This window comes from Flagellimonas alginilytica, from assembly GCF_042134605.1.
Classification (GTDB): domain Bacteria; phylum Bacteroidota; class Bacteroidia; order Flavobacteriales; family Flavobacteriaceae; genus Flagellimonas; species Flagellimonas alginolytica.
Window position 1 is genome coordinate 2,303,820 of sequence record NZ_CP169638.1, and the last position, 26,362, is coordinate 2,330,181.

24 protein-coding genes are annotated in these 26,362 nt (G+C 41.4%); 14 read left to right on the forward strand and 10 right to left on the reverse strand.

What is annotated here, in order from left to right; translation table 11 throughout:
• Positions 1 to 135 precede the first annotated feature (135 nt).
• Positions 136 to 675 carry an RNA methyltransferase gene (locus tag ABTP35_RS10170; RefSeq protein ID WP_293296596.1) on the forward strand — a complete coding sequence of 180 codons (540 nt, stop codon included), beginning with the start codon at positions 136 to 138 and terminating at the stop codon, positions 673 to 675.
• Positions 676 to 788: 113 nt separating this feature from the next.
• On the opposite strand, the gene folK is transcribed toward ABTP35_RS10170, so the two are convergent.
• Complete coding sequence (gene folK / locus ABTP35_RS10175) at positions 789 to 1,931, reverse strand: 2-amino-4-hydroxy-6-hydroxymethyldihydropteridine diphosphokinase (protein WP_293296594.1); 1,143 nt, start codon at positions 1,929 to 1,931, stop codon at positions 789 to 791.
• 69 nt (positions 1,932 to 2,000) lie between these two features.
• Here folK and sppA point away from each other — a divergent pair, with 69 nt between their 5' ends.
• From sppA to ABTP35_RS10190, 3 genes are read left to right on the forward strand one after another with little or no spacing between them, the layout of a single operon-like run.
• On the forward strand, positions 2,001 to 3,761 hold the full coding sequence (gene sppA, locus ABTP35_RS10180; RefSeq protein ID WP_293296592.1) for a signal peptide peptidase SppA: 1,761 nt from the start codon (positions 2,001 to 2,003) through the stop codon (positions 3,759 to 3,761).
• A 35-nt stretch (positions 3,762 to 3,796) separates the two neighbouring features.
• The gene (locus ABTP35_RS10185) at positions 3,797 to 4,504 is read left to right on the forward strand and encodes a queuosine precursor transporter (RefSeq protein WP_293296590.1); all 708 of its coding nucleotides are present in this window, start codon (positions 3,797 to 3,799) and stop codon (positions 4,502 to 4,504) included.
• Positions 4,505 to 4,539: 35 nt separating this feature from the next.
• Complete coding sequence (locus tag ABTP35_RS10190) at positions 4,540 to 7,233, forward strand: AsmA-like C-terminal region-containing protein (protein WP_293296588.1); 2,694 nt, start codon at positions 4,540 to 4,542, stop codon at positions 7,231 to 7,233.
• A 31-nt stretch (positions 7,234 to 7,264) separates the two neighbouring features.
• Here ABTP35_RS10190 and ABTP35_RS10195 read toward each other — a convergent pair whose 3' ends face one another.
• Both ABTP35_RS10195 and ABTP35_RS10200 read right to left on the reverse strand, forming a co-directional pair.
• Positions 7,265 to 8,032 (reverse strand): DUF6090 family protein, encoded by a 768-nt coding sequence (locus tag ABTP35_RS10195; protein ID WP_293296586.1) that lies wholly within the window; start codon positions 8,030 to 8,032, stop codon positions 7,265 to 7,267.
• A 15-nt stretch (positions 8,033 to 8,047) separates the two neighbouring features.
• Entirely contained in the window at positions 8,048 to 8,842 is a 795-nt protein-coding gene (locus ABTP35_RS10200; protein WP_293296584.1) for a DUF2797 domain-containing protein, read from the reverse strand.
• Positions 8,843 to 8,940: 98 nt separating this feature from the next.
• Here ABTP35_RS10200 and ABTP35_RS10205 point away from each other — a divergent pair, with 98 nt between their 5' ends.
• Both ABTP35_RS10205 and ABTP35_RS10210 read left to right on the forward strand, forming a co-directional pair.
• Positions 8,941 to 10,455 (forward strand): GH3 auxin-responsive promoter family protein, encoded by a 1,515-nt coding sequence (locus tag ABTP35_RS10205; protein WP_293296582.1) that lies wholly within the window; start codon positions 8,941 to 8,943, stop codon positions 10,453 to 10,455.
• A gap of 172 nt (positions 10,456 to 10,627) precedes the next feature.
• The gene (locus ABTP35_RS10210) at positions 10,628 to 11,167 is read left to right on the forward strand and encodes a hypothetical protein (RefSeq protein ID WP_293296580.1); all 540 of its coding nucleotides are present in this window, start codon (positions 10,628 to 10,630) and stop codon (positions 11,165 to 11,167) included.
• Here ABTP35_RS10210 and clpX read toward each other — a convergent pair.
• From clpX to ABTP35_RS10245, 7 genes are all read right to left on the reverse strand, one after another.
• Entirely contained in the window at positions 11,164 to 12,399 is a 1,236-nt protein-coding gene (gene clpX, locus ABTP35_RS10215; RefSeq protein ID WP_252079028.1) for an ATP-dependent Clp protease ATP-binding subunit ClpX, read from the reverse strand. The two genes, ABTP35_RS10210 and clpX, sit on opposite strands and share 4 nt — an antisense overlap.
• Positions 12,400 to 12,485: 86 nt before the next feature.
• Positions 12,486 to 13,163: an ATP-dependent Clp endopeptidase proteolytic subunit ClpP gene (gene clpP, locus ABTP35_RS10220; protein WP_224835398.1), complete on the reverse strand. Its 678-nt coding sequence runs from the start codon at positions 13,161 to 13,163 to the stop codon at positions 12,486 to 12,488.
• Positions 13,164 to 13,253: 90 nt separating this feature from the next.
• Positions 13,254 to 14,576, reverse strand: a complete 1,323-nt coding sequence (gene tig, locus ABTP35_RS10225) for a trigger factor (protein WP_293296578.1) — start codon at positions 14,574 to 14,576, stop codon at positions 13,254 to 13,256.
• Positions 14,577 to 14,675: 99 nt separating this feature from the next.
• On the reverse strand, positions 14,676 to 15,020 hold the full coding sequence (locus ABTP35_RS10230; protein ID WP_293296576.1) for a phage holin family protein: 345 nt from the start codon (positions 15,018 to 15,020) through the stop codon (positions 14,676 to 14,678).
• A 72-nt stretch (positions 15,021 to 15,092) separates the two neighbouring features.
• A complete protein-coding gene (locus ABTP35_RS10235) occupies positions 15,093 to 16,592 on the reverse strand; it encodes a G-D-S-L family lipolytic protein (RefSeq protein ID WP_293296574.1) in 1,500 nt (499 codons plus the stop codon).
• A 137-nt stretch (positions 16,593 to 16,729) separates the two neighbouring features.
• Positions 16,730 to 17,500: an alpha/beta fold hydrolase gene (locus ABTP35_RS10240; RefSeq protein ID WP_293296572.1), complete on the reverse strand. Its 771-nt coding sequence runs from the start codon at positions 17,498 to 17,500 to the stop codon at positions 16,730 to 16,732.
• Complete coding sequence (locus ABTP35_RS10245) at positions 17,500 to 18,216, reverse strand: pyridoxine 5'-phosphate synthase (RefSeq protein WP_252079032.1); 717 nt, start codon at positions 18,214 to 18,216, stop codon at positions 17,500 to 17,502. Before ABTP35_RS10245 ends, ABTP35_RS10240 begins: the two co-directional genes overlap by 1 nt.
• A gap of 86 nt (positions 18,217 to 18,302) precedes the next feature.
• On the opposite strand from ABTP35_RS10245, the gene ABTP35_RS10250 reads away from it, so the two are divergent.
• The 8 genes from ABTP35_RS10250 to murI all read left to right on the forward strand — a co-directional run bounded on the left by ABTP35_RS10250 (position 18,303) and on the right by murI (position 26,359).
• Positions 18,303 to 18,959, forward strand: coding sequence for a CBS domain-containing protein (locus ABTP35_RS10250; RefSeq protein WP_252079033.1), 657 nt, complete (start codon positions 18,303 to 18,305; stop codon positions 18,957 to 18,959).
• A 1-nt stretch (position 18,960) separates the two neighbouring features.
• Complete coding sequence (locus tag ABTP35_RS10255; RefSeq protein ID WP_293296570.1) at positions 18,961 to 19,842, forward strand: NAD kinase; 882 nt, start codon at positions 18,961 to 18,963, stop codon at positions 19,840 to 19,842.
• A 112-nt stretch (positions 19,843 to 19,954) separates the two neighbouring features.
• Positions 19,955 to 20,638 carry a DUF6089 family protein gene (locus ABTP35_RS10260; RefSeq protein ID WP_293296568.1) on the forward strand — a complete coding sequence of 228 codons (684 nt, stop codon included), beginning with the start codon at positions 19,955 to 19,957 and terminating at the stop codon, positions 20,636 to 20,638.
• A gap of 1 nt (position 20,639) precedes the next feature.
• Positions 20,640 to 21,380, forward strand: coding sequence for an isoprenyl transferase (locus ABTP35_RS10265; RefSeq protein ID WP_224835389.1), 741 nt, complete (start codon positions 20,640 to 20,642; stop codon positions 21,378 to 21,380).
• Positions 21,352 to 24,015, forward strand: a complete 2,664-nt coding sequence (locus ABTP35_RS10270; RefSeq protein ID WP_252079034.1) for an outer membrane protein assembly factor — start codon at positions 21,352 to 21,354, stop codon at positions 24,013 to 24,015. The genes ABTP35_RS10265 and ABTP35_RS10270 overlap by 29 nt, the downstream gene beginning before the upstream one ends.
• Before the next feature lie 98 nt (positions 24,016 to 24,113).
• Positions 24,114 to 24,935, forward strand: a complete 822-nt coding sequence (locus tag ABTP35_RS10275) for an OmpH family outer membrane protein (RefSeq protein ID WP_224835387.1) — start codon at positions 24,114 to 24,116, stop codon at positions 24,933 to 24,935.
• Between the two features lie 50 nt (positions 24,936 to 24,985).
• Positions 24,986 to 25,495 carry an OmpH family outer membrane protein gene (locus ABTP35_RS10280; RefSeq protein ID WP_224835386.1) on the forward strand — a complete coding sequence of 170 codons (510 nt, stop codon included), beginning with the start codon at positions 24,986 to 24,988 and terminating at the stop codon, positions 25,493 to 25,495.
• 84 nt (positions 25,496 to 25,579) lie between these two features.
• A complete protein-coding gene (gene murI / locus ABTP35_RS10285) occupies positions 25,580 to 26,359 on the forward strand; it encodes a glutamate racemase (RefSeq protein ID WP_293296565.1) in 780 nt (259 codons plus the stop codon).
• Positions 26,360 to 26,362: the final 3 nt, after the last annotated feature.

The following is a 26,362-nucleotide window of genomic DNA, read 5'->3' on the forward strand; positions in this document are numbered from 1 at the left end:
CTTCTTTATTTTTTTCTTGGCTGCCAAAGCGATTTAATTCTGTTACTTTTGCCCAAAATTGGGTTAAAAACGAATATATTGTTTTCGCTGCCCATCAAAAATTTTTGTTGATATTTTTACCCCAATGTTTAAAAAATGAATCGAAAACTGGAAAATAGCGAACTGGACCGATTGGATATCGATGGTTTTAAAGCAGCGGAAAAGTCGCCCATCATTATTATTTTGGATAATATTCGCAGTTTGAACAACATTGGTTCCGTATTCCGTACGTCAGATGCTTTTTTGGTGAAAAAAATTTACCTCTGTGGAATTACCGCCACTCCGCCGCACAAGGATATTCGGAAAACGGCATTGGGGGCAACCGAAAGTGTAGATTGGGAATACAGAAAGGATACTGGGGAACTGGCAGCGGAATTACAGCGGGACGGTGTGCAACTGGTAGCTGTGGAGCAAGCAGAAAATGCAAAAATGCTTAATGATTTTACTGTTGAAACAGGTAAAACCATTGCCCTGATTTTTGGAAACGAGGTAAAAGGGGTGTCGCAAGAGGTAGTGAGCATGAGCGATGTGGTGTTGGAAATACCACAATTTGGCACCAAACATTCGTTAAATATATCGGTGAGTGCGGGAATTACGGTATGGGATATTTGGTCCAAACAAAATAGGTCCAAATAAAAAGGCCCTGAAAAACAGGGCCATATATAAGTCTGAGTTAGTTAGTTTCTCGAATTGAGGTTGCTAATAAAATAAAACCATTCGTTATATCCAAACTTTTTCTAAAAATTCTCTTAAATCTTTGTTGAAAGTATATTGTCTTCCAATCTTTCCAAAATAAATTCATAATCCTTTGGATTGTGGACAAAATCCAGTTCGCCCATGTCAACGATCACACTGTTTTGGCTCGGGTGGCTTTTAATAAAGTCCAAGTATCCTCTGTTGATTTTTTCCAGATAGGCAGGGTCTATATTCTGCTCATAATCGCGACCTCTTTTTTTAATGTTGGCCAATAACCGTTCGGTATTTTGATAGAGGTAGAGATAGATCTCTGGTTTTTTAACCTCTTTGTACATAAAGTTAAAAACCTTTCGGTATAGATTATATTCCTCTTTTTGCAGGGTCACTTTCGCAAAAATCAGGGATTTGAATATATCGTAATCACTCACCATAAAATTCTTGAACAGGTCAAATTGGGAAGTATCGTCCATAAATTGCTGGTACCTATCCGCCAAAAACGACATTTCCAATGGAAAAGCATAACGGGACTGGTCTTCATAAAACTTGGGCAGAAATGGGTTGTCCGCAAAACGCTCCAAAACCAGCTTGGCATTAAAATCGTTGGATATCATTTTGGACAAAGTGGTTTTGCCCGCTCCAATGTTGCCTTCTATGGCAATTAATTGTAGTTGGGAAAAAAGCCCGCTCCTATCTTTAAAAAGTTTGTGTTTGGTCTTTGTAAGTTCACTCTTGTCCCTGCACTCCTGCAAAAGATTGCGGGTATCCTTTTGTAGGACCGGATGATAGAATTGGGGGGCAATATCGCTCAGTGGCTTTAAAACAAATTTTCTGTGCTGCATTTGCGGGTGGGGGATCACCAGACTTTCATTGGTTATGCTTTCCGTACCATAGTATATTATGTCGATATCCAAAGTCCTTGAACTATATCCACTGTCCATTCGTTTTCTGCCAAAATCCTCTTCGATCTGTAAAAGGGCATCCAGTAGTTCTTTGGGTTTCAGCGGGGTAAGTAAGGATACAACAATATTGAAGAAATCACCACCATCGAACCCCACGGCAGGATTTTCGTAGACCGAGGAAATATCCAATATCTTGCCCGTTTTTCCCTGAATCTGGAAAATGGCTTTCTGTAGCGTAGCAAGGCGATTGCCCATATTACTGCCCAAAGAAAGATATACCTTTTGTTTTCTGTTCATAATCGAAGAAACAAAGTAAACAAAACATTACTACAATGGTTATATTTGAAGTGTATTAAATTTTATTGCATGAAGTTTTTGAGAAACCTGCTTGCTTCTATTTTGGGAAGCTTAGTGGCATTTATGATCGTGGTGGGCATGTTCTTTATTTTTATGGTGCTCGTAGGCAGTGCGGAAGACGGTGTTTTGGTAAAAAAGAACTCCGTATTGGAAATTAGTTTTGTGGCACCCATTATGGATTATACGGGAAAGGATGAAACCGATCCTTTTGCATCTATATGGACAGAGGAGTTTGGGCTGGATGAGATCCTTCATGCCATAGAAGTTGCCAAAAATGACGCTAATATCGAAGGAATTAGCTTAACCACTGGTTTTTTACAGGCCGGGATGGCGCAGACAAGGGAAATAAGAAATGCACTTATCGATTTTAAATCGAATGGAAAATTTGTTATGGCACATGCCGATGTGTACGCCCAACGCGATTACTATCTGGCGACCGCTGCGGACGAAGTGTACCTAAACCCCGTAGGTGTGGTCGATTTTAAGGGATTGTCCACCGAGGTGCTTTTTTACAAAGAGCTACAGGAAAAATCAGGAATAAAAATGGAAGTAATTCGCCATGGTAAATATAAGAGTGCGGTAGAACCGTTTCTTTCCGATACCATGAGCGATGAAAACCGTACACAGATCAAGGAACTGATAACTTCTATCTGGAATATTATGGTGGAGGATATCTCGGAATCCAGAAATATTGCCCCAGAAAACTTAAATAGAATTGCCGACACACTCGGGGGCAGAACACCTCAGTATGCAATTGCTTCCGGATTGTTGGATGGAGCATTGCACTACGATGAATACGAAAACTTGATCAAGCAGAAAATAGGTGTTGAGGAAGACGATGAGGTGGAGTATGTGGGATTAAGAGATTATATTCAAAACTCCAGCAAAAAGAAACTGAAGACAGGTTCCGATAAAATAGCCGTGATTTACGCTCAAGGCGAAATTCTCGGTGGCGAGGGCGGCAGGGACTATATAGGTCAGGGACTGATTGTGGACGCCTTGCACAAAGCGGTGGACAATGAGAATATAAAAGCCATAGTGGTGCGTGTAAATTCTCCAGGGGGAAGCGCATTGGTATCCGATATCATTTGGCGCGAAATGCAATTGGCCAAAAAGGAAAAGCCTTTGGTGGTTTCCTTTGGAAACGTTGCCGCATCAGGAGGATATTACATTGGTGTGGCAGGGGATAAAATTTTTGCAGAGCCTACCACGATTACGGGTTCCATTGGGGTATTTGGAACAATACCCAATATGCACGAATTGGCCAAAAACATAGGGGTAAACGCAGAGCAGGTGGGTACCAACGCAAATTCTGTGGATTATTCCTTTTTTGAGCCCATGTCGGACTCGTTCCGAAATGTAATGCAGGAAAGTATCGAGGAAACCTACCAAACCTTTTTAAGTCGTGTATCGCAAGGTAGGAACATGCCCGTAGAAAAGGTGAACGAGGTGGCGCAAGGCAGGGTTTGGAGCGGTGTAGATGCGAAAGCTCTAGGATTGGTGGATGAACTTGGTAACTTGGAGGACGCCATTGCTGCAGCGGCAGAAATGGCCGGATTAAGCGATTACGGTGTACGAAAGTACCCCAAGTATAAATCTGGATTCGAGCAGTTTATGGAAGATTATGGTGCGGTTAAATCCAAGATCGGGGAGTCCATTATACAGGAAGAAATCGGTACCGAAGCCTATCAGGTAATAAAAGAATTCAAAGAGTTTACCAAACAAGAGGGAATTCAGGCTAAGATGCCTTTCAGCCTAAACATTAAATAGAATTTAAACAGTACCACACGGAACTTTAACCATATATGACGCAAAAAGACAAGAAGAAGGCATTTTCCATTTATCTGTATTTAGGAGCAATGTTCATAACTTCTTTGGTGGTATCCAATTTAATCTTTCAAAAATTTTTCTCTTGGAGCCCTTTTGGGGATGTCTCCGTATTCGGTGCACCACTTTTTGAACTTTCGGTAGGTATTTTGCCGTATCCGATAACCTTTTTGATCACAGACCTCATTTCCGAGATCTATGGTCAAAAAAAGGCCAATCAAGTGGTCACCGCAGGAATTTTCGCTTCGTTTTTTTCCATGGCGATAATTTTAGTGGCCAACTACTCCAGTGCCATTCCCAGCTCACCGGTGGACAATACCACTTTTACCACCGTTTTTGGCCTGTCCCCATTAGGGGTTTTGGCATCCATGCTGGCTTACTTGGGCGCACAGTACATCGACATTACCATTTATCACTTTTGGAAACGCCTGACCAAAGGGAAAATGTTGTGGCTCCGAAATAATTTCTCAACATTTTCTTCTCAATTTATAGACACATTCACTGTAGTAGGGCTATTGTGCCTTTTTGGTGTACTGCCGTGGGACAAGTTTTATGGATTGCTCATTAGTGGGGTAATTTTTAAAATGATGATAGCCCTTCTCGACACCCCTTTGCTCTATTTTTTCGTATATCTGATGAGAAAAAGATTTAACTTAAAAATAGGAGAGGAAATTTCTTTGGATTGATGCTTCTCCTTTAATTTGCTGTAAAACACCCAAGTATGAAGAAAAAAGTCCTAAAAATTACTGGAATAACCCTACTTATCCTACTCGCAATTAGTATTGCCGTCCCTTTATTTCTTCAAGGTAAGATTGAAGAAATTATCAAGACAAAGGTCAATAACAGCATTAATGCCACATTGGATTTTGAGGATGCCGACCTAAGTCTTCTCAAGAACTTTCCCAATGCCCATGTGGAGCTTACCCAATTGTCCTTGATCAATAAGGCCCCTTTCGAAGGCGATACCCTTTTTGCTACTTCCAAGATCGCATTGTCCATGTCGATTAAAGAACTGTTCAAATCCGCAGATGAGCCGATAGTGATCAAAACTTTGGATGTGGATGAAGCCAAGTTGCACATCAAAACCGACGTGGAAGGCAATGCGAATTACGATATAGCCAAAGAGAGCAACGAACCAACGTCCGACCCCACAGGCGATCCTGATAGTAGTTTTACATTGAATATGGACTCCTATGCCATAAACAATACCGAAATTGTTTATGAGGATATGGCAAGTGGTATGCTCTTGACTATTATCGAAATGAATCATAGCGGGACGGGAGACCTATCTTTGGAAAAATCGGAGCTAAAGACCCTTACCGATGCTCTGGTATCCTTTGAGATGGACGGCACAAAATATCTGAACAAAAACAAAATCAATCTAGATGCGCTAATCGGAATAGATCTGAGCGAAAACAAATATACCTTTCTGGAAAATAAGGCCTTGGTGAACCAATTGCCACTGGTTTTTGATGGATTTGTTAAGGTGAACGAGGAAAACCAAGAGGTGGACATTACATTTAAAACACCTTCCTCCGACTTTAAAAACTTTTTGGCTGTAATCCCGGAAGCCTATGCCGGTAACATAGAAAATGTACGGACCACCGGAAATTTTGAGGTGAATGGAGTGTTTAAAGGAGTAGTGGATGAAGAACATATACCGACCTTTAAAATTGCGATCAATTCGGATAATGCATCCTTCAAGTTTCCCGATTTGCCCAAATCTGTCCGTAATGTGCATATAGACACCGAGATCAACAACGAAACCGGTATTACGGAAGATACCTATGTCGATATTAACAGGCTCTCTTTTGCCATAGATGAGGATAAATTCAATCTTAAGGCCAAGATCAGGGATGTAATGGGCAATACCAAGGTAGACGCCGACATGGACGGTAGGATAAACTTGGCGAACATCTCCCAAGCATATCCTGTGCCGGACGATTATAATCTTAAAGGCATATTGAATGCCGACGTATCCACATCTTTCGATATGGCTTCTTTGGAAAAGAAACAATATCAGAACACCAAAACCAGTGGTAAAGCATCTTTGACCGGTTTTGAGTATGCTTCGCAGGAGCTTAAAAACCCTGTAGCCATAAACAAAGCGGCCCTTACCTTTAATCCCAATACCGTTACATTGGATTCTTTTGAAGGTAAAACGGGAAGTACGGATTTTGCCGCCAAGGGAACTTTAACGAATTTACTGGGTTTTATGTTCAACAATGAAAATATTGAAGGTAGTTTTTCCTTGAACTCGAACCAATTTGCACTGAACGATTTTATGGTCGAGGAAACGGCAGATGAAAACCTAACAAAGACCGAGGAAACTACAATTGCTGGAGAGGAACGTATCAAAATACCATCTTTTTTGGATTGTACCATAGATGCTACTGCAAATACCGTGATCTACGATAACCTTGATCTAAAAAATGTAAAAGGGACATTGGTGATCAAAGACGAAACCGCTACTGTGAACAATCTTACTTCGGATTTATTCGGGGGTACTATGGGACTTTCTGGGGCGGTATCCACCAAACAAGAGACTTCTACATTCGATGTAAGCCTCGGTATGAACAATTTTAATATTGGCGAATCTTTTGCTGGTCTGGAACTGTTTAAAGTGTTAACCCCTTTGGCGAGTGCATTGACAGGTAAACTCAATTCGGATATTAAGATATCGGGTAACCTAAAAGAGGATTTTACCCCTAATTTGGCAACCATTTCCGGAAATCTGCTAGCGGAATTGCTTTCTCCCAAGTTGGATGCACAGAAAGCACCTTTGGTGTCTTCTTTGGATAATAAGCTCAATTTTTTGGATACAAAGCAAATCAATTTGGACGGACTTAAAACCGCTTTGAGCTTTGAAAATGGGGCAGTTAAAGTAAAACCTTTTACCTTAAAGTATAAAGATATCAATATAAATGTCGACGGTAGCCATACTTTTGATAGGCAGATGCAATACAAAGCCACTCTGGACGTACCTGCTAAATACTTGGGTGCAGAAGTGAACAAACTTATCGCGCAAATGAACGATCAAAGCTTGGGAGAAGTAACCATTCCCGTTACCGCCAATATTGGAGGTAGTTTTACAAACCCGTCCGTGAACACCGATATGACTTCGAGTGTAAAAACACTGACCGGTAAGTTGGTGGAAATGCAAAAGCAGAAATTGGTGAGTCAAGGAAAGGATAAGGCCAAAGACCTATTGTCCGATGTCTTTAAAAAAGATGAAGCCGATACCACCAAGACCACATCTGACGGCGTAAAAGAGGCCATTGGCAATATTCTTGGAGGAAAAAAGGATACTACGGCAACGGATACGAGCAAAACAGAAAAGGATGAGGTTAAAAATGCGGCCAAATCCATATTGGGCGGGCTGCTCGGAAAAAAGAAAAAGGATACAGTGAATTAAATGAGAAGGGCGATTTTAAAATCGCCCTTTTTTATTCCTTGATTTCGTTGTCGATGGTTTTCAGAATCTCATCTATACTTTGCATCAATGGATTGTAATGTAACGTTTCCGTTTTGATACTGGTTAGTATGAACATGAGCATATTGTTCTCAAACTCTTTCGACTTTAAAAGATTACGGTTGCTCGTTCGGTCCGAACTAGCGGGAATCCCCAATTCATCGGAGACCCCTGTGAGGTCATACAGCGTTTTAATGCTGTTTTGTTCGCTGCGGAACATATCCAGTATCTTGTCCCGCTCATTGGCCAGCATCATTTCTTGCTTCGATATGTCTTCAATGTTGGAAATCCAATTGGTCAAAAGGATGCGAAGGCGTGGATTGGAGATGTCTTTTAAACTACCCGAATTGATCATTTCCATCAAAAGGGAATTGTTGGGGTTGAACGAAATATCGAAAGCCAAGGCGTTATACAGCAAATTGGCGAGCTCTTGCTCATCGGGCAGGTTTTCGGGGTCGACCATATAGACCAAAATTTTCTTAGAGTCCTCATAGCTTTGCCTGTTGAAGGATATAAGTTCTTTTAATTTGGTTTGGCTGGTCTCGAACTCATCCCGAAGTCCCATAAGGTAAATCTGCTCTTTTTCCCGTTTGATACCTTGCTCATTGGCGTTATCTATGGCCAGTGCGATCAAAATCCCGATGACCACCAGAACAATTTCCCCTATGGCGTAAAGAATGTAATTGCTGACTTTTTTCTCGGCTATCAATTCCTTCCTGATTTTTCTGAAAAACTTGAGCATTTTGGAATGGATTGGTCAGCTGATGTTTATACCTACAAAGTAGCCTTCGCTACTCCTAACATTGAAGACTGTATTGTCATCAAAAATAAGGTATTGCCCTTTTATGCCCTTTAAGGTTCCTTTGTAACTTGGGGTTTTGTCCAAATTAAGGCTTTTTACCTTTTCTGGATATTGTAGCACGGGAAACTCCAATAAGGTTTCTTGCTTATCGTTTATAAAGTAGGCAATGGTTTCTTCGGGAATACTGGATTTCAGCTTCTCCCTCCATTCCACTAGATCCACGTCCTCGATATCATTTTTAAGCATTTTTTGCCAGCTGGTCTTGTCGCTCACGTGCGCTTTAAGGGCAACCTCGGTAATGCCCGCCAAATATCGATTGGGCACTTCCATAATTTCAATGGCTTCGTGGGCGCCTTGGTCTATCCATCGTGTCGGTACTTGGGATTTTCGGGTAACGCCTACCTTTACATTGCTGGAGTTCGCCAAGTAAACAACGTGTGGCTGTAACTGCATTTTTTTCTCGAATTCAAGATCACGGTCCGCTTTGTCCAAATGTGCCGTGCTCAATTCCGGTTTCATGATCCAATCTCCGGCAAGTGGAGTTTCAAAAAAACACGTCTTGCAAAAGCCTTGTCGGAAAATAGGCAGGTCTCTGCCACAGTTCAAACACTGAAATTTGATAAAATCTATTTGAACCTCTTTGTCCAAGGCTTGGTTCATATTGATAAAATCGTTCTCGAAAACCAAAAAATACTGGATGGGGTTTCCGATTTCGGTTTTCATTTTTCTAAGGACTCCTTCGTACAGCATTTTTGGATTGAATGTATTTGACTTATTTGAAAATGAGTGTTAGAAAAGTTATTTTAGCTGTTGCACCAATCTAATTTTCCAGGTTAAAGATACCTAAAATGCCGATACCATTATTCAACTCCATCGCTTCTTGGTTGTTACGCAAACGTTATCACCAAATTGAACTTTTTTTAAAATATCCACTGGATGTTCAGGATGAGGTGTTGCGCAAGCTTTTGGATTTTTCCAAGGAAACCATGATCGGTAGGCAATATGGTTTTCAGGACCTGCCAAAGTATGATGAATTCCGCAATAGGGTTCCCATAGTGACCTATGAAGATATTGCCCCGATGATCGAGCGTACCCGTCGTGGGGAACAGAACCTTTTCTGGCCTACTTCTATAAAATGGTTTGCCAAGAGCAGCGGGACCACCAATGCAAAAAGCAAGTTTATCCCGGTAAGTGGAGAGGCCCTGGAAGACTGTCACTACAAATCCAGTAAAGACCTGTTGTGCCTTTATTTAAATAATAACGAAAATTCACAATTGTTCACGGGTAAAAGTCTCCGTCTGGGAGGGAGTAAGGAGCTGTACGAGGACAATGGGACTTTTTTTGGTGACCTTTCGGCCATTTTGATCGATAATATGCCTCTTTGGGCAGAATATAGCAGTACGCCCAGTAACAAAGTCTCCCTAATGACCGAATGGGAATCCAAGCTGGAGGCCATCATCGAAGAAAGTATTAGGGAAAATGTGACCAGTTTGGCAGGCGTACCTTCTTGGATGTTGGTATTGCTCAACCAAGTTTTGGAAAAAACGGGAAAGAACCACTTGTTCGAACTTTGGGAGAATTTAGAGGTGTACTTTCATGGAGGTGTGAGTTTTACCCCATATAAGAATCAATATAAAAAATTGTTGCCCCGCAAAAAGTTCAACTACTATGAAACTTATAATGCATCGGAAGGCTTTTTTGGGATTCAAGATCAAAACAGTTCCGACGAATTACTGTTGATGTTGGACTATGGAATATTTTATGAATTTATTCCTATGCACGCTTATGGAGAAGGGGATAAGGCCATTCCGCTTTGGGAAGTGGAAACTGGAGTGAACTATGCTATGGTCATCACCACCAATGCCGGCCTATGGCGATATAAAATTGGGGATACGGTGAGGTTTACGAGCAAAAATCCCTATCGGATAAAGATTACTGGGAGAACTAAACACCATATTAATGTGTTTGGTGAAGAATTGATCATTGAAAATGCCGAGGAAGCCTTAAAGCAAGTCTGTTTAAAAACCGAGGCTGAAATTATGGATTATACCGCAGCTCCCATTTTTATGGCAGGAAAGGAAAAAGGGGCGCACGAATGGATGATCGAGTTTAGAAAACCACCGAAAGATGTCGGCTATTTCACTGAAATGTTGGACAATGCATTAAAATCACTCAACTCTGACTACGAGGCCAAAAGGTACAACAACATAACCTTGAACATGCCAAAGGTGCATTTGGCCAAAGAGAATTTGTTTCATCAATGGCTGAAATCCAAGAATAAATTAGGTGGTCAACATAAAATTCCAAGATTGTCCAATGATCGCGATTGCCTCGAGGAACTTCTTCAAATGAACAAGGGGTAAGCCAGATTTACGGTATCATCGGGAACCAGTACAAAAGTTACGAAAACGTTTTCGTAAAATAATCCCTTTCGTCGTAAATACTTTTCTCTTGAACAAATAAAAGTGGATTTGGGCCGTTTATTAAAGAACTTTCCCCTATCAATACTTTAAAAACACTAAACCATTAAAAGTCATGTCGGAAAAGCTTGTTGTTATCTCGGATAAATGGGGAGCCAAAAAAGGTCTTTGGATCGCCTCTTACTTTGGCTACTTGCAGCAGTATTATGATATTGAATTTCACGATTGCCAGCAATTGGGAAATGTGGAGGTTTCCATCTATTCGGAGGAGAATATAGATAAGGCCTTTAAAGAAGAAGGTCTGGAGAGAGCGGTAGCCAACTTATTGAGAAAAGAATCGGAGAAGGCCCATTATTTAGCCTTCGGCACTGGTGCCGCCGTTGTTTACAAAGCTGCTCTACAAGGTTTGCCCACCAAGACGATAACCGCTATTTCGGCCACTGGAATAGAGGGGGAAAACCAAATAGCTCCATCCGGTGTGCAACTGATCTACGGGGAATGTGATCAATTAAAACCAGGAATGAAATGGGCCAAAAGTGTTGGGGCCAATCTAAAGATTGTACCAAATTTTGGGCACACCCTTTACTCGGATGAAAAGATTATCTCTGATGTAAGTTTGTTGTTATTGGAAAATATTACAAAAAAAGCGGTCTAGGAGACCGCTTTTAGTTTTTTAACTGTTTCGTAGGACAGTTTTTTCTCTGCATATCCTTTCGTAACCTTGAATTCTGTTTCATCGCTGCTTGGTAGGGTAAACATGGCGTCTGTAAAAATGGCTTCGCACAAAGAGCGCAATCCACGTGCACCAAGTTTATATTCCACAGCTTTTTCTACAATGTAATCCAATGCCTGATCGGTAATGGAGAATTTAATATCGTCCATGGCGAACAGTTTTTCGTACTGTTTTATGATGGCATTTTTAGGCTCCGTTAAAATGGCGCGCAAGGTTTTTGCATCCAAAGGATTCATGTGTGTCAGTACAGGAAGTCTTCCTATAATCTCTGGAATAAGTCCGAATTCCTTTAAATCTTTTGGTATAATATATTGGAGTATGTTTTCTTGATCCAGATTTTCTTCGGCCTTGGAAGCACTGTACCCAACTGCCTGCATGTTCAATCGTTTGGTGATGATACGTTCGATACCATCAAAAGCACCACCGGCAACAAATAGGATATTCTCGGTATTTACCTCGATAAATTTTTGGTCCGGGTGTTTGCGTCCACCTTTGGGCGGCACGTTGACCGTTGTGCCTTCCAATAGTTTCAGGAGTCCCTGTTGTACTCCTTCGCCCGATACATCTCGGGTAATCGATGGATTATCGCTTTTACGGGCAATTTTGTCTATTTCGTCAATAAATACAATGCCGCGCTCTGCTTTTTCCAAGTTATAATCGGCAGCCTGTAGCAAACGGGTCAAAATGCTTTCAACGTCCTCTCCTACATAACCGGCTTCCGTTAAAACTGTAGCATCTACAATGGCAAGGGGTACGTTGAGCATTTTGGCAATGGTCTTGGCGATAAGGGTCTTGCCCGTACCTGTTTGCCCTACCATTATAATGTTGCTCTTTTGGATTTCGATATCCTCGTCCTTGCCTTTGGGCTGCAATAATCTTTTATAGTGGTTGTAGACGGCTACGGACATAACCTTTTTGGTGCGTTCCTGTCCGATTACAAAAGTGTCCAAGAAATCGTGGATCTCCATTGGTTTTTTTAATACCAACTCGGATGATAGATCTTGATTTTTAGTTTGTTTGGACTCTTCGGCCACAATACTGTGGGCTTGTTCTATACATCTATCGCAAATATGCGCATCCAGACCGGCGATCAATAAATTGGTTTCCGGTTTTTTTCTTCCACAAAAAGAACATTCCAAATTTTCCTTTGCCATAAAATTTTATTCTTCAACCATCAATAACGCAAAAATAATGGATTTGTTCTGTGTTAACTGGTTGTTTTGTAATCTATTGGGAGGTTTTACTTTTCCCTTACTAATATTTCATCGATCATTCCGTACGCTTTGGCTTCTGGGGCCTTCATCCAAAAATCACGATCACTGTCTTCGTAAACCTTGTCGAAACTTTGACCTGAGTGCTTGGAAATGATTTCATATAACTCGTCCTTGATTTTTAAGACTTCTTGGGCTGCAATTTCAATATCGCTTGCTTGTCCTTGTGCTCCGGACAGTGGCTGATGGATCATTACCCTTGAGTGGGGCAATCCGCTCCGCTTGCCCTCTTGTCCGGCACATAGCAAAACGGCTGCCATAGATGCGGCGATACCTGTGCAAATGGTAGCAACATCGGGTTTAATAAACTGCATGGTGTCGTAAATGCCCAGACCGGCATATACGCTTCCTCCCGGAGAGTTGATATAGATTTGGATGTCCTTGGAAGCATCTGCACTTTCCAAGAACAGTAGTTGTGCTTGTATAATATTGGCCACCTGATCATTGATCCCGGTTCCCATAAAAATAATCCTATCCATCATCAATCTGGAGAAAACGTCCATGGCAACCGCGTTCAATTGCCTTTCTTCAATAATGTTCGGGGTCATGTTCATGGGATACATTGTACTCATGATCTGATCATAGTACATGCTGTTTATACCATGGTGCTTGGTAGCGTAGTTTTTGAATTCTTTTCCGTAATCCATAGGATCTGACTCGATTTATCTTAAAAAAAAGGTGCCGAAAAATTGGCTTTTCGGCACCGTAAAGATACTTAATTTTCTTTTAGTGGAATCTTAGCTGTACGCTTCCTTGATGAAATCTTCATAGGACACCTCCTTGATCTTAAGGTTGGCTTTTTCCTTATAAAGGTCCAAAAGTTTTTGGCTCATCAATTGTTCGGACAATCTTTTTACTTCGTCCTGGTTGCTCATTACCCTTGCGGCAACACTTTCCAGTTCTTCTTCTTTTGGGTCCATGTGGCCATATTGAGCCATTTGGGACTTAATGAAGCCTTTGGCGAACTCCTTAAGTTCATCGAACTGAACCTGAAGATCGTTCTCTTGAATGATTTTCCCTTCGATCAATTGGTAACGAAGTCCTTTTTCGGATTTTTCGAACTCTTCTTTGGCTTCATCCTCGGTCAAGGGGTTTTCTCCACTGATCTGAATCCACTTTTTAAGGAACTCGGACGGAAGCTCGAATTTGGTTTCGTCAATTAATTTTTCGGTGATATCGTTCAAGAGCTTCTGATCAGCTTGCTGTTCAAACTGCTTTTCAGAGTCTTCTTTGATCTTGTCCTTCAGTTCTTTTTCGGAACTTACTTTTCCTTCGCCAAACAATTTGTCGAAAAGTTCTTGGTCCAGGGCAGCTGGTTCTCTTTCGTTGATCTCTTCTATTGTGAAGGTAACATCGATCTTAAGGCCATCGGCTTTGTCTGCGGAAATTCCCAAGGCACTGGACAATAAATAGTCTTCTTTAAAAAGACCTTTGCTTGCTAGGGTCACAGTGTCGCCCACTTTTTTACCTACCAGGGCATCAATGGCTTTTTTGCCTTTGATCTTGTCCATTTCGATAGTGGTCTTGTTCTCTATTTCCTCTTCTTGATTGGTGAACGTACCGGTAATTTCGTCCTTTTTGCCAACTTCGGACTTGGAGATCAGTTTTCCGTATTGCTTTTGGATACGTTCTACTTGTTCCTCGACCATTTTTTTATCGGCAACAATTTTATATTGGGTCACTGCTTTTTTTGTCTTCAAGTTTACGTCGAAGCTCGGTGCCAATCCCAGTTCAAATTCAAAATCGAGATTGTCTTTGTCCCAATCAAAATCGTCCTGTTGTTTTGGAAGCGGATTTCCAAGAACATCCAACTTTTCTTCGGTAAGATATTTGTTCAGATTGTTTTGGAGCAGTTTGTTCACTTCGTCCACCAAAACAGCTTTGCCGTACTGCTTTTTGATAAGCCCCATAGGAACTTGACCTTTTCTAAAACCAGGAATGTTTGCCTGTTTTCTGTAATCCTTAAGGATTTTCTCTACTTTGTCTTGATAGTCTTCTTTGCTTATGGCAACCTTTACTACTGCATTAAGATCGTCAATCTGCTCTTTGGTTATATTCATTTCCTACCTAATTTGCTTTCTAAAAATGGGATGCAAAAGTAAGTCTTTTTTGAATTGTCGGCAAGTTTTTAAACCGTTGGTTCTCAAACAAAATGAATTCTATTGATCTTCTTTTAAAATGGAGTGTAAAATGGCCTGTAAAATTGCTAGCAACAAACTGAAGATTACCGCCCACCAAAAGCCACTTACATAAAATCCATCGATGAGTTTTGCGGCCAATAGAATAATTATGGCATTGATGACCAATAGAAAAAGCCCTAGAGTAAGAATGGTAATGGGCAAGGTGAAAATTACCAATATTGGTTTTACCAAGAAGTTGAGGATGCTCAGTACAACAGCCACCAGAATGGCGGTCATCATGGAGTCGACCCCGACCCCGGGGAGTACATAGCTCAGAATTACTACGGCTATTGCATTTAAAAGAAGTCTCAGTATAAGTTTCATAGTGTTTAGTTTTGTCAGTAATAAAAAAGGCACCGAAATTCGGTGCCCTTAAGATAAGAAAATAATGTTTGTTTAGTCAATATATAACCCGGTGTAATCCAATGGGTTTACGTTGGGTAAATTTGATCCGTATTTTGAATTTATTGCCGCTATAAAAGCGTTGGCAACAATGGCGTAGCCTCTTGGCGACGGGTGAACCCCATCTAAAGAGAATCCTCCGCCTGTGGCGAAAGTTGCGTCAACATTGCTACCATCTGCTTGCTGAAAACCATTGGTGTTCAGTTCGTTCAGCAAGGCGTTGGCATCTACAAAAGCTAGGTCGTAGGCTGTGGCCAAACCTGAAATGGTCTGGTTGTATGCTGTTAATGCGGTTTCCACGGTGGCCTGTTCTTCTGGAGTCAAAACCCATTCGTCTCCAAGGGGAACGGCAACTCCATTAATGGATGTTGGGTTGTTCGGGTCGGCAAGAGTGCCGATGAATGTTCTGGAGGTAAGCACCATTAAATCGTCTTCGGTGGCTTGCCTCATATTGATCAAAGCTGGGTTGTAGCCTGTTAAATCGGTCAAATCTTCATCGATAATTACAACAGCGTTACCTTCACCTGCCGAGAAAGATATGGTTCGCTTTGCCAGTTCGTCCTCTGTGATTATACCCAATCCTTGTAATTGTGCAAGTCCTGCATTATAGGCTCCGTAGCCTTCGGCGCTGTTCAAAAAAGCAGCAGTCGAAGCATCCAAAGGCACTGGATTGTGCGGCACGGTGGTAAAATAAGGAATATCTGTAACGTTGGGAAGGTTGGCAATAACGCCACCTGCTCCATTGGCCGTCATGGTTTGAATAATACCATCCAAGGTGGCTGCGAAAACGTTGGGGTCGGTGATGTCGCTTCTGGAATAGGTGCTAGGGTCCAAGTTGCCTGTTTGGTCAACTCCTGTTCCGCCGCCCGTTGCGTAAATTAAAATATCGTTCGCTCCGGCCCATAAGGTGAAAAATGTAGCGCCTTGCGCTGCTGCATCTCCTAACACGGTGGCGGTATCGGACGATGAAAATCGTGCGAAGTAAGGATTGGCTGTGCCCATGGCAACCCCTGCGACGCTTCCGTAACCCGGTGCCAACAATTCGTAGCTCTTTGCGCCAGGAACACCCATGTTGTTGTATGTTCCGGATAATTTAACGGCTACATCGGTAGAGCCTTGTCCTTCAACAGGTACAGGACTTGGGCTTGCGCCCAAGAAGGATAGTATAAGTCTGTTGCCGGCAACTACGTTTCCGCCAAGCGTCATGCCTCCTAAATTATCGGCCATAAACGGTATCTCAAAACTTCCGCCTCCTGCAAGGGCGAAATTGGTGGCGAGCATATTGGGGAAAGATGCTGTTTGTCCGTCAATAAATAAAGCATTGTCCGAGAAGCCCGCGGTCAAGGAGTTGCCTATGGCTACGTAGTTGGAAAAATCTGCTGTTCCTGAAGTATATTCTACTGGAGTTGGGTCTGGTGTGTCGATCGGGGTGTCATCTTCACATGCAATCAAGAATAAGCCTAAGAATGGGAGTAAGGCATACAACTTTTTCATATCAAAAAATCTGTTTCAGTTAGTTTATGTTAATTGTTATGGTAACAACCAGAACTAACCAAATCTATATCAAATTTGTCATACAGGCAATAAATTGAGCAAAAAAATTATGCATGCATAATAAATATAGGCCAATTTTATGAATTTAAAAACGCATCGCTTTTTTCGAAAAACTGTTTGGGGTTTTCTGCATGGAGCCAATGTCCAGCTTTATCTATAGTTTCGATTTTGGCCATGGGGAAGTGCCTTTTGATCTCATCATAGTCGTTAGGTTGGATGTATTCTGAGCGGTCGCCTCTTAAAAATAATGTGGGGCCATTATAAACTGCGGAAGGAAATATATTTTCCCCTATTTCTTCCATGCGGTTTTTGAGCACGTCAAAGTTAAAACGGAACCCTAGCCTTTCTTTTTCCACCCAATAGAGGTTTTTGAGCAGAAACTGTCTAATTCCCCTATCTTTTATGTGTTTGGCTAGTTCGTCATCGGCTTCGCGTCGATCCGAAATGGTGTTGAAGTCCAAATGTGAAAGCCCGTTAAAAATAAAGTCGTGATGCGGGGGGTAGTATTTTGGGGCAATGTCGGCCACTATTAATTTGGTCACTTTTTTGGGGTGGGATGTTGCCATTTGCATGGCTGTTTTGCCTCCCATGGAGTGTCCCATAACCAATGCCGATTCCACATTGTGGTGCTCCATGTATGTGATTACATCATTGCTCAATACATCATAATTGAACTCTTCGGAGTGGAAACTTTTGCCGTGGTTCCGTTGATCTATCAAATGTACTTCGAATCCATTTTCGGCATATTTGGATCCCAGGGTTTTCCAGTTGTCGGACATTCCCAGAAATCCATGAAGAATAACAAGTGGCTGGCCTTTGCCCAATATTTTTGAATGTAATATTTGCATTATTTCAATCTATCTAAATACATGTTCACTACATTTTCGAGGCCTAAATAAATGGACTCACATATTAATGCGTGACCGATGGATACCTCTAAAAGGTTAGGAATATGTTCCTTAAAAAACTTGATGTTGTCCAAGCTAAGGTCGTGACCTGCATTTAGGCCAAGGCCAACTTCCTGTGCCATTTTGGCCGCTGCAACAAATGGAGCAATGCTACCTTTCTTGTTGCCTTTGGCAAACGTTTCGGCAAAGCTTTCCGTATAGAGTTCAATGCGGTCGGTGCCGGTTTCTGCCGCTGCTTTTACCATTTCTACGTCGGGATCCACAAAAATAGAAGTGCGGATACCACTTTCCTTAAAGGTTTTGATTACATCCACTAAAAAATCTTTGTGTTTTATAGTGTCCCAACCGGCATTGGAGGTTATGGCATCCTCAGCATCGGGCACCAAGGTGACCTGCGTGGGTTTTGTTTCAAGTACCAAATCAATGAATTTTGGAATGGGGTTGCCCTCAATGTTGTATTCCGTGGAGACCACTTTTTTTAGGTCCCTGGCATCTTGGTAACGGATGTGGCGTTCGTCCGGACGCGGATGTATGGTGATGCCCTGTGCGCCAAAAGATTCGATATCCTTGGTGGAAGTTATCAAGTTGGGTACGTTGCCGCCTCTCGAATTTCTTAAAGTTGCCAGTTTATTTATGTTGACACTTAACTTTGTCATGGAGTTCATTTTTAGAATGTCAAAAATAAGAATTCGGCATGCCTTTTGCCATTTTAAATTAGTATTTTGCACTTAATAGTAGAGATATGCAGATTCAAGATAAAATAATCAATACGGTTCCTGTTTTCAATGTGTCGGAAACTTTAAAAGATGTTATTGCGTTTTTTGAAGAAACCACATTTTCCCATGTTGGAATTACCGAGAACGGAACGTATTTGGGGCTACTGTCAGAAAACGATCTGCCCTGTTTTGATGCGGAAAGGAAAATTGAGGATTTTAGGTTTGAAATGGAGGATTTCTTTGTGACAAAGGAAACTGCTTGGCTGGATGTTTTGGAAATGTTCTCCCGTAACGAGGCCAATGTGCTGCCTGTATTGGACGAAGACCGTTTGATTATCGGGTATTACGACCTGGAGGATATAGTGGATGTATTTATCGATACGCCTTTTTTTAGGGAGCCTGGGGCTATATTGGTGGTTTCCATCGGGATAAAAGATTATTCTTTTAGTGAGATAGCCCAAATCGTAGAAGGCAATAATGCCCGTTTGTTGGGAGCCTTTATTACCGATTCGCATAATGATATTGTGGAAATAACCCTTAAGGTAGGTACGCAGAGCCTAAACGAGGTCGCCCAGACCTTTAGGCGGTACAACTATACTATTGTGTTCGGAAACAGCGATGATCAGTTCTTGGAAGATTTGAAGCAGCGTTCCGACTATCTGGAAAAATATCTTAACGTTTAGTATGAAGGTAGCCATATACGGTCAATCTTTTCAAAAGGAAGATCAACTTTGTGTAGAGGAGCTAATGGACGAGTTGAAAAAACTGAATGCTTCCATATATGTAGAGGAATCTTTTTATGCGCTTGTAGCAACGATCACCAAGGAACAAATAAAAGGTACGTTTACCCAATCCAAAGGATTAGATCCATCTTTTGATATGTTCGTGAGTTTTGGTGGAGATGGAACTATGTTGCGGGCCGTTACCTATATTAAGGACTATGGGATTCCTATTGTTGGTGTAAATACCGGGAGACTGGGGTTTTTGTCCACGTTTAAAAAAGAAAATGTCCGAAAACTTGTAACCGAGTTTCAAGCGGGGCATTTTACTATAGAGGAGCGTTCTTTGGTGGAACTGGAACTCGATTCGGAGCTGGACGAATTCAACGGACTCAATTTTGCCTTGAACGAGATTACGGTGAGCAGAAAAGATACCACTTCTATGATCACTGTGGAAACATGGTTGGACGATGAATATTTGACCTCGTATTGGTCCGATGGTCTGATCGTTTCCACACCAACAGGATCAACAGGTTACTCTTTGAGTTGTGGCGGACCGGTAATGGTACCCTCTGCAAAATCGTTGGTGCTAACACCGATTGCACCGCACAACCTCAATGCGAGGCCATTGGTAATTTCGGACAATACACAAATCAGGTTAAAAGTTTCCGGTAGGGAGCACACGCACTTGGTATCCTTGGATTCGCGAATTGCAGATATTCCGAACGGAAAGGAAATTCGAATCAAAAAAGCGGATTTTACCATTAAAATGATCGAGTACAAATCGGAAAGTTTCCTGAAAACTTTGAGGAATAAATTACTTTGGGGGGAAGATAAACGCAATTGATACGGATAAAAACAATAAATAGAACGAAAAACTGTTTAACAAGGGAGAACAATTTTAAACGTACAACTATAGACCTTCCTTTACTCTTAATACTTGAAACTTTTTGGATCGTATGCGAATAGTTTTGGCAGTTTTTCTGTGCTATGTGGTCAAAGTGAGCGCGCAAACCTACGAGATAGGGGTGTTTGCCGGCGGGGCCAATATGATAGGGGATGTGGGAAGGACCAGTTATATCTTACCATCGGGACCTGCATTTGGCGGAATATTTAAATGGAACAAGGGCAAGCGCTATGCATGGCGTGGCAGTATACTTTATGGTAGTGTTACGGCTGATGACACTAAATCCAGTATGGAATCCAGACAACAAAGAGGGTATAAAGTGGATAATTCCATTTTGGAGTTCTCTGCCGGACTGGAAATAAACTTTGTGGAATACAACCTGCACAAGCTCGGACCGGCCTTTACACCATACCTTTACACAGGTTTTACTTACTTCAGGTACGATTTTAATTATATTGATGCCCTTCAAATGCAGGATATTAACCAAAAAGACGGTAGTTTTGCAATTCCAATGACGGTTGGGGCCAAGTATCGTTTAAATCAGTTTTTGATTCTTGGAGCTGAGATCGGGGCCAGATACACCTTTACGGATAATTTGGACGCTAGTAACCCGGAGGGCTCCAATTTTGAACAGTTCCGTTTTGGGAATATATTGAGCGATGACTGGTACGTTTTTACAGGTATAACCTTAACGTATACCTTTGGACGTAAACCTTGCCAGGATTGTTTTCAATAAAATGTACACACTAGAAGAAGTAGACAAAGATAAACTGCCGCAACATGTTGCCATTATAATGGATGGTAACGGTAGATGGGCAAAACAACGGGGAAAGCTCCGTATGTTCGGGCACGAGAATGGTGTTGACGCTGTAAACCAAGCCGTTGAGAATTGTGCCAAACTCAAGATACCTTACCTTACCCTATATGCTTTTTCCACCGAAAATTGGAATCGCCCTAAAACAGAGGTCGATACCTTGATGCGACTTTTGGTCAATGCCCTTAAAAAAGAACTAAAGACCTTGACCAAGCACAATATAAGGTTAAAGGCCATAGGTAAGATCGACACACTGCCCAAAAAAGTCTATAAAGAACTTACGGAGGTAATGTCCAAAACTGAAAACAATACGGGGATGACCCTTACGTTGGCATTGAGCTATGGCTCTAGGGAAGAGATAAAAACAGCTGTGCAAGAAATAGCGGTCAAAGTTAAAAATAACATAATTTCCCCCGAAAATATTGATGAAACAGTTATAAATACACATCTTTACACGCACTTTTTGCCTGATGTAGACCTACTTATACGCACAAGCGGCGAATGTAGGATAAGTAATTTTTTACTTTGGCAAATAGCATACGCCGAATTATATTTTATTGATGTATTTTGGCCCGACTTTAGAGAAAGTCATTTGGTAGAGGCCATAATAAGTTATCAAAATAGAGAACGACGATTTGGAAAAACGAGCGAACAACTTAACTAAGGGTATCACAAACGCTATACTTTCTACCCTTTTTATCCCCTTATTACTACTATCCACCCAGGCATTTGCCCAAGAAACCACTTTCGAGGAAGGCAAGCAATATATTTTGGGCGGACTATCTGTAACTGGATTGCAGAGTTACAACGAGCAAACCGTTAAAAGTTACACAGGGTTACGGGTAGGTCAACCCATCAAAGTTCCTGGTGACGAAATCAGTGCAGTGATCAAAAAGTTGTGGAACTTGGATTTGTTCAGCAATGTGGAAATGTTCTACACCAAAGTAGAGGACGACAAAATATTTCTGGAACTCAATATTATGGAGCGTCCAACATTGAACAATGTCACCGTATATGGTGTCAAAAAAAGGAAGGTGGACGATATCATTGACGACACCGACCTTAAAAAAGGTAAAAAAATTACCGAGAGCTTGATCGCAAACACAAAGAACTACCTTCAGAACAAGTACAAAAAACAAGGTTTCCTCAATGCAAAGGTAAGTATTGCCACCGCTACGGATACTACCGGGGCCAATACGCAGAACATGGTCATCAATGTAAACAAAGGCGATAAGGTTAAAATTCGCAAGATCACTTTCGATGGCAATGAGAAACTTTCCAACAAGCGACTCAAAAAATCTTTAAAAAACACTAAAAAGAAAAAGTTTTACCGTTTCTGGAAAAAGTCCAAATATATCGAAGCCGACTTTGAAGAAGACCTGTCCAATTTGGTCGACACCTATGCGGAAAGAGGGTATAGGGATGCCAGGGTGCTGTCCGACAGCTTTGTAAAGGTCGACGAAAAGAATATAGACCTTGTGATTTCTGTCGAAGAAGGGGACAAGTATTACTTTGGGGATATCAACTTTGTGGGCAACACAGTTTATACCGATAGAATGCTGACCCAATATTTAGGTATCAAAAAAGGTGATACTTACAATGGGGTTCTGTTAAAGGAACGTATCGCAGACGATACAAAGCCAGATGCAGAGGACTTGACCAATCTGTACCAGAACAACGGTTACCTGTTTTCGAGTATTAACCCTGTTGAAGTTTCTGCAGTAAACGATACCATCGATTTTGAGATTCGAATAATAGAAGGCAAGGAAACATTCTTGGACCACGTTACGGTTTCTGGAAACGACAAGACCAATGACCACGTTATTTTTAGGGAAATCCGAACCAGGCCTGGTCAAAAATACAGCAAGGCCAATATTGTTAGAACCATTCGCGAATTGGGCCAACTCGGATTTTTCGATGCAGAGCAGATCGTGCCGGACATTATCAATCCCAACCCTAACGAAGGAACTGTGGATGTAAACTATAGCTTGGTAGAATCCGGATCCAGCCAAATTGAACTCCAAGGTGGTTTTGGGGGTGGAGGTTTTATAGGAACCCTTGGGCTTTCCTTCAGTAATTTTTCCTTAAAGAATATTTTTAACAAAGAGGCCTATCAGCCAGTTCCCATGGGAGATGGTCAAACATTTGCTCTGCGTTTACAGGCGAGTAGAACTTTCCGTGTATATAGTTTAAACTTCTCGGAGCCATGGTTGGGGGGCAAAAAACCGGTCCGATTTAATTTATCGCTATCCAGGACCCAACAATTTGCGACCGGGTTCGATCAAAATGGAAGATTGGATGTGGATAAATCCCGTGGATTTGCCATTACCGGGGTATCTGCTGGTTTGGCAAAAAGAGTGCAATGGCCAGATGACTTTTTTACTATTTCACATTCCTTGAGTTATCAGTTGTACGACTTTAACGATTATAATAGTGGACTGTTCAATTTTGGTAATGGTAACTCCAATTCGCTGAGTTATACCTTTGGTATTTCAAGAAGTTCCCAGGGGCCAAGTAGAATTTTCCCGATGACAGGTTCAAACTTCGAACTAACGGCCAAGTTTACTCCGCCATACTCTTTGTTCAGTAATAAGGACTACGGTCAATTAAAAGATGATATCGACAATACCCTTGAGCGGTTGGATGAATTACAAAATTCCACAGATGCGGAAGAAATATTGGAGCGTGAGCAATTGGCAGAGGATTTGGAACGATTTGAAGAAGAGCGCTTTAAATTGTTGGAATATTACAAAATCAAGTTCAAAGGCGATTGGTACACCACCCTTGTAGATAAATTGGTGCTGCGTACAAACGCCGAGTTTGGCTTTTTGGGAGCATACAACCACGATATAGGAGATGTGCCGTTCGAGCGTTTCTATGTCGGTGGGGACGGACTAGGGAACTTTACTTTGGACGGTAGGGATGTAGTTCAATTGCGAGGGTATGAAAACCAGTCGCTTACACCATATATTCCAAATGCCATAACCGGAAATCTTGAGCAGGACGGGGGTACCATTTATAATAAATTCTCCCTGGAGATGAGATATCCGCTAACTTTAAAGCCTTCTGCATCCATTTATGCACTATCATTTTTAGAAGCTGGTAACGCTTTCAACAATTTTAATGACTATAATCCGTTTGAGTTAAAAAGATCTGCCGGAGTGGGGTTACGTATTTTTATGCCGGCATTCGGTCTCTTGGGAATAGATTTTGGTTACGGTTTCGATAGCGATGCTCGTCCAGGATCTGTAGGGCCAAGTGGCTGGCAAACGCACTTCATCATCGGGCAGCAGTTTTAATCAGTGGAAAATTGTGTGTTGCTAATTTGTAAATAACTCATATTTAATTAATTAGTAATTTTGGCACGATATTTTCTATGTAAAATGCGGAATCAAAGATGAATACCAAAGTTCTTTTATCACTAGTTGTTTTAATGTCCTCCTTGTATGGATTTTCCCAAAGGGGTGTTCGCATTGGGTATGTGGATATGGAGTATATCCTAGAAAATGTGGAAGAGTATAGGGACGCAACACAACAATTAAATGCCAAAGCTCAAAAGTGGAAGCAAGAAATTGAACTAAAGCAAAGTGTTGTCGACCAAATGAAGAAAGATCTAATGGCGGAAAAAGTGCTTCTTACCGATGAGTTGGTCCTTGAGCGTGAAGAAGAAATCCAAATTTTGGAAAAAGAAATGTTGGATTACCAACAAGACCGATTTGGGCCACAAGGAGATTTGGTGTTGCAAAAACAATTGCTGATCCAACCTATACAAGACCAAGTTTTTAATGAAGTACAAAAAATAGGTGCTAATAAAAGATACGATTTTATTTTTGATAAATCAGCAGATGTTGTAATGTTGTATTCCGAAAAACGGCACGATATCAGTGATTTGGTTTTAAGGGAAATAGGGCGCACAAGAAAAATAAGCGCTTCCAATAAAAAACAACAAGAACAAAGCCGTTTGGAGCAGTTCAAGGAAGAAGAGGACAAGATCAGCGATGCCCTAAAAGAAAGACAGGAAAATGCTGCGCAAGCTTTGGAAGAAAAAGAAAAGGCAGCGGAAGAACGAAGAGAGGAAAAGCTAAAGGAACGCGAAGAGCGCAAAAAGGCATACGAAGAACGAAGAAAAAAATTATTGGAAGAGCGCGAGGCCAAACGCAAAGCTAAATTGGAAGAGCGAAAAAAAGCGCAAGAACAACAAAAGGATTCAATAGGATAGTTTTATATTGAAACACTAAATTTTAAGTCAAAATAGTAACGTAGAGAATCATGAAAAATGTAAAAAGAATCGCTGTGGCCCTAGTATTGTTTGTTGCGGCTACGGGTTTTGTAAACGCACAGAGCAAAGTTGCACATATCAATGTTCAGCAACTATTGTCTGACATGCCAGAGATGAAAGCTGCACAAGCTGAGTTGAAGAAATTACAGGAAACCTATAGAGCGGATATCCAAAGCTCAATGACAGAGCTTCAAAACAAGTATACCCAATACCAAAACGAAGCAACGTCCAAAACAAGAGAAGAAAACGAGCAAAGAGCAGTAGAGCTTCAAGGTTTTGAAAAAAATATCCAGGAAGCGGAACAAGCAGCTATGCAAGAAATGCAAAAAAAGCAACAAGAGTTGTTCTCACCAATCTCCGAAAAGGCCAAAGCAGCTATCGAAAAAGTGGCAGCAGCACAAGGTTACGACTATGTAATCGATGCAAGCCCAGGATTGAGCCTTATCGTGGCCAAAGGAAAAGACCTGTTGCCAGAAGTTAAGAAAGAACTTGGTTTCTAAACCATATCTAAGATTACGTAAAAAAACCGCTTTTATTAAAGCGGTTTTTTTATGCCATAAAATTTTTAGATACTATTTTTAATCATGCCAAAACCAATAGGAATATTCGATTCGGGAGTAGGGGGGACCTCAATTTGGAAGGAAGTTGCAAAAATGTTGCCGCACGAGCATACCATCTATCTGGCCGACAGCGCCAATGCCCCGTATGGAGAAAAGTCAAAAGAAGAGATTTTACGGCTCAGTATTAAAAATACCGAATATTTGGTCCAGCGTGGTTGTAAAATCATCATAGTAGCCTGTAATACCGCTACAACGAACGCAATTGATCATCTACGTTCCCATTACTCAGTACCTTTTATAGGCATAGAACCGGCAATCAAACCTGCGGCACTTCAGACGAAAACAAAAAAAGTGGGTGTATTGGCCACTAAAGGAACGCTCTCCAGTAGCTTGTTCCACAATACTTCCAAACTTTTCGCCGAGGGTATAACCGTTTTCGAGCAAGAGGGAAAAGGATTGGTAGAGCTAATAGAGGCCGGTAAAATTGATACAGAAGAGATGAGGAACCTCTTGTCAACGCTTCTTGAACCTATGCTAGAGGAGAATATGGATTGTTTGGTGCTGGGGTGTACACACTATCCTTATCTTATTCCTGTTTTAAAGGAAATATTGCCAAACAATGTAAATATCATAGATTCAGGTGAAGCCGTGGCCCGTCAGACCAAAACAATCTTGGAGCAGAAAAACTTGCAGACCAAGGTAAATGGTAATCCTGAACATATTTTTTATACCAATGGCGATGTAACGGTTTTAAAAGACCTAATAGATAGCCCCAACGCTAAAGTCTCCTATCTTGATTTTTAATCC